The sequence below is a fragment of the Dokdonella sp. genome (genome assembly GCF_039926425.1).
GTDB lineage: Bacteria > Pseudomonadota > Gammaproteobacteria > Xanthomonadales > Rhodanobacteraceae > Dokdonella_A.
In genome coordinates, this window is the sequence record NZ_JBDSWZ010000191.1 from 1 (window position 1) to 7,511 (window position 7,511).

General features: G+C 60.4%; 7 protein-coding genes. 5 read left to right on the plus strand and 2 right to left on the minus strand.

Going from position 1 to position 7,511, the window contains the following annotated elements; all coding sequences use genetic code 11:
• Together ABIV12_RS11250 and ABIV12_RS11255 are read right to left on the minus strand one after the other, a co-directional pair.
• Positions 1–1,098 (minus strand): transposase (locus ABIV12_RS11250; protein WP_348059278.1); only part of this gene is annotated, 1,098 nt, incomplete at its 3' end.
• Between the two features lie 753 nt (positions 1,099–1,851).
• Entirely contained in the window at positions 1,852–2,070 is a 219-nt protein-coding gene (locus ABIV12_RS11255) for a hypothetical protein (protein ID WP_348059280.1), read from the minus strand.
• A gap of 538 nt (positions 2,071–2,608) precedes the next feature.
• Here ABIV12_RS11255 and ABIV12_RS11260 point away from each other — a divergent pair.
• The 5 genes from ABIV12_RS11260 (at position 2,609) to ccmE (ending at position 7,277) form a co-directional block, all read left to right on the plus strand.
• Positions 2,609–3,049, plus strand: coding sequence for a hypothetical protein (locus ABIV12_RS11260; RefSeq protein ID WP_348059282.1), 441 nt, complete (start codon positions 2,609–2,611; stop codon positions 3,047–3,049).
• A gap of 960 nt (positions 3,050–4,009) precedes the next feature.
• Entirely contained in the window at positions 4,010–4,777 is a 768-nt protein-coding gene (locus ABIV12_RS11265) for a heme ABC transporter permease (RefSeq protein ID WP_348059283.1), read from the plus strand.
• A 116-nt stretch (positions 4,778–4,893) separates the two neighbouring features.
• Positions 4,894–6,540: a hypothetical protein gene (locus ABIV12_RS11270; RefSeq protein WP_348059285.1), complete on the plus strand. Its 1,647-nt coding sequence runs from the start codon at positions 4,894–4,896 to the stop codon at positions 6,538–6,540.
• Between the two features lie 114 nt (positions 6,541–6,654).
• Positions 6,655–6,828 (plus strand): heme exporter protein CcmD, encoded by a 174-nt coding sequence (gene ccmD / locus ABIV12_RS11275; RefSeq protein WP_348059287.1) that lies wholly within the window; start codon positions 6,655–6,657, stop codon positions 6,826–6,828.
• Entirely contained in the window at positions 6,825–7,277 is a 453-nt protein-coding gene (ccmE, locus tag ABIV12_RS11280; RefSeq protein ID WP_348059289.1) for a cytochrome c maturation protein CcmE, read from the plus strand. Before ccmD ends, ccmE begins: the two co-directional genes overlap by 4 nt.
• Positions 7,278–7,511 lie beyond the last annotated feature (234 nt).

Genomic DNA, 7,511 nt, shown 5'->3' on the forward strand with positions numbered 1-7,511 from the left:
TTGGTCATCGGCGACGACGAAGCGGTCGGTGCCAAAGATTGCGGCCTTCTTTGGACGGCGCGATTTGTCGTAGAGCGCATCAGGCTTTTCGAGATGCTTGCCTTGCTCGGCGAAGCGTTCGTCGCGACGACGCATCTGGTTGTCGGCGATCAGCGCGTCAATGCCGCGGTCGGCAAGCGCCGCGAGGTTTGCTTCCGAGTGGTAGCCCGCGTCGGCGGTGATCAGCGTATTGGGATTGCGTTGCGACGCGCAGGCATCAATCACGGGCAGCAGCAGCTCCTGCTCTGCGCCCGTACCGTGCGCCGACGCTTCAACGATGATCTGGTGCATGGCATCCACCACGGCGACGCCGCAGTAGCCCTGGATCACGCCTTTGTCTGTGGCGAGTTTGGCCGACTCGTTGTCGGTGCGGTTGGACTTGCGGATCGCGCCGCGTGATCCCGGCCGATCGGTCGGGTGCTCGACGAGCCACTTGCGAATCTTCGCCGCTTCATTCGTCAGGCGCTCGACACGTGCGGTCGCCTTTGCATTCAAAACGACCTCGGCGCTGCCGGCATCGTTGGCTTGATGCCGATCGAGCATCGTCTTCGCGGCGCGCTCCATCTTCTGCGCTTGTGAAAGGAACTCCGCGCGCGTGCCAGATCGGTGCTTCGACGCATTCGAGGGGAGTTTTACGCCCTCGATCGCAAACATCGTTCGCCCAATCAGACCTTCGTTGCCAAGCAGTGTCAGCACCTGACCAAAGACGGACGCGATCGCTTCGTGAGAGCGACTGACGAAGTCTGCGCTCGTGGTGAAGTGCGGCTTTGCGTCGCCGGTCAAGGCGATGAACAGCACGTTGTCGCGACACGCACGTTCAATCGCGCGGGAGCTGACCATGCCCTGCGAATACGCCAGCAGCACCGCCTTGAGCAACATCGACGGCGAGTGCGCCGACGCTCCAACTACGTCGTTGCGGTAGTGCACATCGAATGCGGACAGATCGAGCGCGTCGACGACGTGATGGACGGCATGCGCGAACGAACCCGGTATCAGCTGTGCCTCCAGATCCACCGGCAGCAACCGCGGACTCATGTCCACCACCTTGTATCGCGCCATCGCCGACTCCCTTGATCGGCTTGCATCGTTCGAGCAAGATCGGGGCAGATTTCCTGCAGCCACGTTCGGAAACGATGAATCGAGCCAAGCAACTGACAATCATAGGTGCCGCAATTGTTGGCCTCTTATTCCTGGGTCTCCAGCACCGAACAATTACTTCCGTTGAGAATGATCCAAGTGGCCAGTACGTCGCAGTCACATCCTATAAATCCTATTTGTCCTTGATACCGATGGCACCTGGTTCATCGAGCGACAAACCATGTTTCGTAAAGATCTTGGCGAAGGACGGAACAAGCCTCGGGGAGATTCCTGTTTCGTTGGGCCAGATGGCGGGTGTCAAATGGTCAGACAGTGGAGCTGCGATCGATCTCATCGGAGAATGGGATTTCGGGCGCAAAACATGCGTCTACTGGACGGAAGATGGAGATGAACAAATGTGCATCAAGTAAACACGATGAGTGAAAAGCTGCCTGACCACGCAATCAAAAGGGGGCAATGCGCGTACTCGAAACATCGCGCTCGCTGCCGCGGGTTCCGGTGCAACGCGTCGTGAGCGATGGCGTCATCGGTATGTCGCGCATGCACGAGGATCCGGCGAGCGGCGGAAGGGTTCTTGGGAATGATCAAGCGCGACCGCATCCACCCCTGTCTCTACATGACGCTCGCCGCAGCACGATCCGACGTCTTCGACTTTTTCGAACGCTTTCACAATCGACGAATGCAACGCAAGCTTGATATCCAAGATCAGAAATTTTACGCCTTCACCCAGCGGTCCGCGGAAACGGGGTAGAACCGACCCTGCCAGGTGGACACGTAGGTGAAGCCACCTTGCAGGATCTCGTTCGCTCGTCGCAGCTTCTTGTTCGCGCGCCCCAGATTGTTGACGCGCTGTGTATTCGATAGGGTCTGGCCTTCACCCGCGCCGCTCTCGACCTCAATGCGTTTGACCCGATCCAGCAGCGTCTTTGGCACACCCCCGATTGTTGGGGCGATGGATACCACCGCGGCTCACTGCGACGGATACTTTCCTCGAGGCGCCAGCACCCGTCGCACGACGCGCGCCCGTAACTCGTGTGAAAACATCGTCGATTTGGTCAAGACTCCATTCTTTCAAGCGTTGGAATCTCCACAGAACTCAAGGGCGATTCCGGGCGCAATTCCCGCACACGCAGAGAACATGCTCTTCGCCAAATCAGCGTAAATCGCTATAGTGTTCATGTACACCTCCGCATCAGCTGACGGTTGTGTCGCACACCATCATGCCGCTCTAAGCCGCATGGAGAGGAAGTCTCTTTTCAACCGGTTGACGCGACCACCGAGAGTTGTCGCAAAATCCAGCGCCCATAGTGGCGCGTTCGCTCCAGCGGTTGCGCTGCACAGACCCACACCAGAACGTGTCCGCTCCATGAGAACTGACGAAGCACAGCGGGACATGCGCATTGCCTATTTTTCAGGTGCGCCAGGTATGTTCGCTTCCGCCGTTGCGTGGATTGCTTCCGCATGCACCGCCATGCAGATCTCAGCCTCGACAGCCGTGTTGACGCTGTTCGCCGGCGGCATGCTGATCCATCCGATCGGGGTCGTTTTGTGCAAGGCGTTCGGGCGCTCTGGCAAACATGACCGACAGAATCCACTCGGTGCACTCGCGCTGGAGAGCACGGCGTGGCTCATTCTTTGCCTTCCCATCACGTACGCGGTGTCCCAGTTGAATGTACGGTGGTTCTTCCCTGCAATGCTGCTTGTCATCGGTGGCCGCTACCTCACCTTCCGCACGTTGTTTGGGTTGCGCATCTACTGGGCATGTGGCGCGACACTTGCCTTGGCAGGCTATCTCCTGGCTGTATCCAAGGCGCCACCGCATGTCGCGGCGTTCTCGGGCGCAGCGATTGAGCTCGCGTTCGCCGCTGCAATCGTCGTTATGGGAAGGCGTGAAACTCCGCTCCAGCCCTGAATTTTCCCGGCGCCTTCTAGCTGGCACCGCCAGCAGAGCCGGAGGTTGATGTCCGGCGCGAGGCGCGGCACGCGGGTTGCGCTTTGATTCCCGGGAGTTACACAGGTCATTTGACGGACCCGCCAGACACACCCTCTCCGCTTCCTCGCCAAGGAATTCACAATGCTTCAAGGCTCCTGCCACTGCGGATCAGTCAAGTGGAGTTTCGATGTTGTGCCAGAAGGAGCCACCGCGTGCAACTGCACCGTCTGTCGGCGATACGGGGCGCTTTGGATCTACGACTATGAGGGTGAGAAAGTGCACGTGGCGGGGCCTACCTCGGCATATATCCGAGGCACGTCGATTGAGTTTCACTTTTGCCAGAGTTGCGGCTGCGTCACCCATTGGCGCTCCCAGCGCATCGACGAAGACGGTCGTCGCAGGCTGGCAGTCAATGTGCGCCTTTCCGAGCCGGATACCGTTGCGCAGGTGCCAATCGATTACTTCGATGGCCTGACCACCTTCGACGACCTGCCGCGGGATGGGAAGTGCGTCTCCGACTACTGGTTCTAGCCGAGAAGTCGCCTGCCCTCCCGACGCGCGCGCCCTTGGCGAGGAATCTCTTCACGTCATCGTCGTCGTGTGCTGGAAACACTTGCGCGACCCGTCGTCGCTACGCTGCCAACGCATTTCACCGCGACCGTCTGCGGGCAAAGGTGTACCTGATTGATGCGGGCCACTTCATTGCAGAAGGAAACCCGTTGAAGTCGCCGAACATACTTCTTCTTTTTTGGAGCATGACAAAAGGTGCGGCCGGATTTTCGTGCAGTTGACACCTCGACACAAAACGTTCCAGCGAGCCGCTCAGCAGACGCCAAAACCTCGACGCGATTTCGCAGCCGCTGAGCTCCGGCTTCAGGTTTTGCAAGTGAACGTTCTCTTTGCTTCCATAGAATCATTCCCGCATCATTCCACGCATCCATGAATCCACTCCTGCTCTGGTTCCACTCATTCGGCGCGCCGCCGACGGCCTATCGCGTGGCCGGCAAGCTTGCGCCCTGGTTCTTCTGGAGCGCCGGCATCCTTGCGGCCGTTGCGCTCTACGGCGGACTGGTGCTCGCGCCGCGCGACTATCAACAAGGCGATGCGTATCGCATCATTTTCATTCATGTGCCGTGCGCCTGGATGAGTCTGTTTGCCTACTTTTTCATGGCGGCAAACGCGTTCATCGCTCTGGTGTGGCGGATCAAGCTCAGTGAAGTGCTGGCGATGGCGAGTGCACCGGTCGGCGCCGCATTCACGTTTGTCACGCTGGTCACCGGCTCGCTCTGGGGCAAGCCGATGTGGGGCGCATGGTGGACATGGGATGCGCGGCTGACCTCCGAACTTGTGCTGCTGTTCCTCTATTTCGGTGTCATCGGTCTGCATGCGGCCATTGAGGATCGGCGGCAGGCGGCACGCGCAGCGGGTTTCCTCGCGCTGATCGGCGTGATCAACCTGCCGATCGTGCATTTCTCGGTGAACTGGTGGAACACGTTGCACCAGGCCCAGACCGTTCGTTTGATGGGGCCGTCGAAAATCGATTCGGGCATGTTGTGGCCACTGCTGACGATGGCGCTTGCGACGCATCTGTGGTTCTTCGGCAGTCTGCTCGTGCGTACGCGCGTCGGGCTGCTTGAACTGGAGGGCGGAAAGGACTGGGTGCGCACCATCGCGCTCGCCGAACACCCCGCACGCACGGGCGGCTGACGGTCGCCGGGTTCCTGCTGGACCGATCGTTTCGCATCCATGTCCGGTTTGCCGGACACCCTGCGTATCCCTTGTGAAGCGGCGCCGTGCCGCATTGATCGCAAGGAGAACATCACATGGGCGTTTCCATCGCTGCACGCACCTCGAAGGTGCGCGCCGTCGGCGTGTTCATCGCGCTTTTCGCCGCCGGAGCGGCCTGCACGACCGCATCTGCCGAAAGCTACGTGCCCGATCCGACCTGGAACAACGGTCAGATGTACGTGGACAACTTTGCGTCGTCGGGCTTTGATTACCGTCGCGGACAGAAAGTGGCCGAGGGCGACAACGGCGACGTCATCACCGCCGGCGTCGTACCGGGCATCGGTGCTGCCGCGGGGCATACCAAATTGGGGCTGGTGCGTTACAACCATGCCGGTGTTCGCCAGACGTGGAGCAATGCCGGCGCCAATGGCTCCAACAGCAATCAGTATGTCATCACGCCGTGCAACAGCGACGCTTGGTGTGGCGACGTCAAGGACGTCAAGGGCATCTATCGGTTCGGCAGTCGCATTTACGTTCTCGCCGACACCGAAGGCTTCAACCTCAGACCCATTGGCAATCCACCCGTGCCACAGCGCTTTGCGGTGTCTGCGGTCGAGATCCTCGTGTTCGGACTCGATGGCTCGTTCCACGGCACGACAACCGTCGACTCCGAAGCGTACGCAAACGATGGCTCACGCTCGGTGTACGGCGGCGGTATTGCCGTGTTCGACAATCTGTCGTTCCCACCCGTCACCACACTCGTCTACGCGGGCACCGGCATCACCGAGGTCTACCGCCCGCGCTATGCCCGCTTCAACGTTGAAAGCAGCGGCGCGCTGACCGCGCTGACCGCAGCGATGGAACCCGCGTTCGGCGGCTTGTGTGCACCGGGTGACTACTGCCAGTTCACCGGCATCGCCACGGGCGGACGCATCGGCACGGCCAACCCGCCACGGATCTACATCTCGGGCTTGCGCTGGCATCCGGGGCCTGGCGCCGGTCAGATCGGCTGGGCGGCAGGGTGGGACCTGTTCGTCGCGAGCGTCAATTCGAGCGGTACGGCGCGCACGAATTTTGCGACGAATGGCCTCTACACCACCGAAGGGATCGGTTCGCAGAGTGCTGGCCAGAAAATCGCCGTTCGGAGCAGCTTCGGTGTGAACGGCAACGACGAAATATTCGTGGTCGGCGACGTTGAATTGGCGTGCCGCAATGGCATTGCGCTCATCAAGCTCAACCAGGACGGCACGCCCGCGAATACCTTCGGCAACAATGGCAAGGTGATGTATGGCGGCAGCGACCAGACCAATCTCGCCATGTGCAACCTCGGTTGGTTGAACCGTTCGATCCGGAGCGACTTTCCGACCGACATCGTGTACGCAAACGATGCGCTTGGCGTTGCCGGACTGAATATCTACGGGCCCGGCGTGGTCTGCGTCAGCGGCCAGCCGTGTCCCGAAGACAATGTCGACGGCGAAGTTGCGGTCATCGATGCGAACACCGGCGCAATCAACTCCTGGCGCGGTTACGCCTACTCGGACACGGTTGGGGGACCGCGAACGCGTCATTCAGGTTTCTTTGGAATCTCCACCACTGGCGACGGCACGTTCTCGGTGGCAGGCGATGTGCGCTACTTGCAGTCAGCGCCCGCTGACCGCGCCGGCAAACAGGTCTTTGCCACGCTGCGGGTCGCGCCCCTCAGCGACGTGATTTTCAAGTACGGATTCGAACTCAATCCCTAGCGTCATGCCGCCGCGCGCCGAGGTCGGCGCGCGGCGCTTTGCCACACCCGCATCGGGGCGACCTCGCTGAAATTTGATAGGCTGCGTATTCCCTTTTTACGCAGGGCGAATGTCGTGAAGGAATTTCTCGCGATGGGCGGTTACGGCGCCTATGTCTGGCCGTCCTACGCCATCTTTTTCATCGTGCTCGCGCTGGAGGCACTCGCTCCCCTCGCGCAACGCAAACGTCTCCTGGCCGATATCCGCGGCAGATTGAAGCGCCGCGAAGCGCGAGAGGACCGGACATGACGCCGACGCGACGCCGTCGCCTGATCGTGATTTCCCTTGTGCTTGCCGCTGTGGCAATTGCCGGCGGCCTCACCGTGCTTGCCTTGCAGCAGAACATGACCTACCTGTTCTCGCCGAGCGAGATCCAGGCGGGCATCGCACCTTCAACGGCCCGCTTTCGCCTTGGCGGCGTGGTCCTGGAGAAATCCGTCAAGCGCGCGAGCGATTCTCTCGAAGTCGACTTCGTCGTCACCGATCGTTTCAAGGAAATGCCGGTTCAATACACCGGGATCCTTCCCGATCTGTTCCGCGAAGGCCAGAGCGTGGTCGCAAGCGGCGCATTGCAGAACGGGCGCTTCGTCGCAAGCGAAGTGCTCGCGAAGCATGATGAAACCTACATGCCCAAGGAAGTGAAAGACGCGATCGACAAGGCAAAGGCATCGCACGTCACGGCGGCTTCCGGCCCTTGACCCGTTGCGCGGGCACGGCCGCGCAGATCACTGCCGCGGACCCTCGATCGAATCGATCGTTCGGCAGCGCGTACGCAAGATCGTCTGATCTCGCTGTCACCGCGCTTGCCGCCGGATGCGTTTCAACTCATCGGTGATTTAGACCACCTTGGCGTATGAGCTGGGCGCACGATTACTGCAACTCTTTGATTGAAAAGAATTTCGGCGACGCGCCGCGACCGCGCACGATTTCGA

Bases quoted from the DNA above. Each gene is read 5' to 3' on its own strand.
- ABIV12_RS11260 (WP_348059282.1), top strand. From the start codon at position 2,609: ATGCAGATCTCAGCCTCGACAGCCGTGTTGACGCTGTTCGCCGGCGGC.
- ABIV12_RS11265 (WP_348059283.1), top strand. From the start codon at position 4,010: ATGAATCCACTCCTGCTCTGGTTCCACTCATTCGGCGCGCCGCCGACG.
- ccmE (WP_348059289.1), top strand. From the start codon at position 6,825: ATGACGCCGACGCGACGCCGTCGCCTGATCGTGATTTCCCTTGTGCTT.
- ABIV12_RS11270 (WP_348059285.1), top strand. From the start codon at position 4,894: ATGGGCGTTTCCATCGCTGCACGCACCTCGAAGGTGCGCGCCGTCGGC.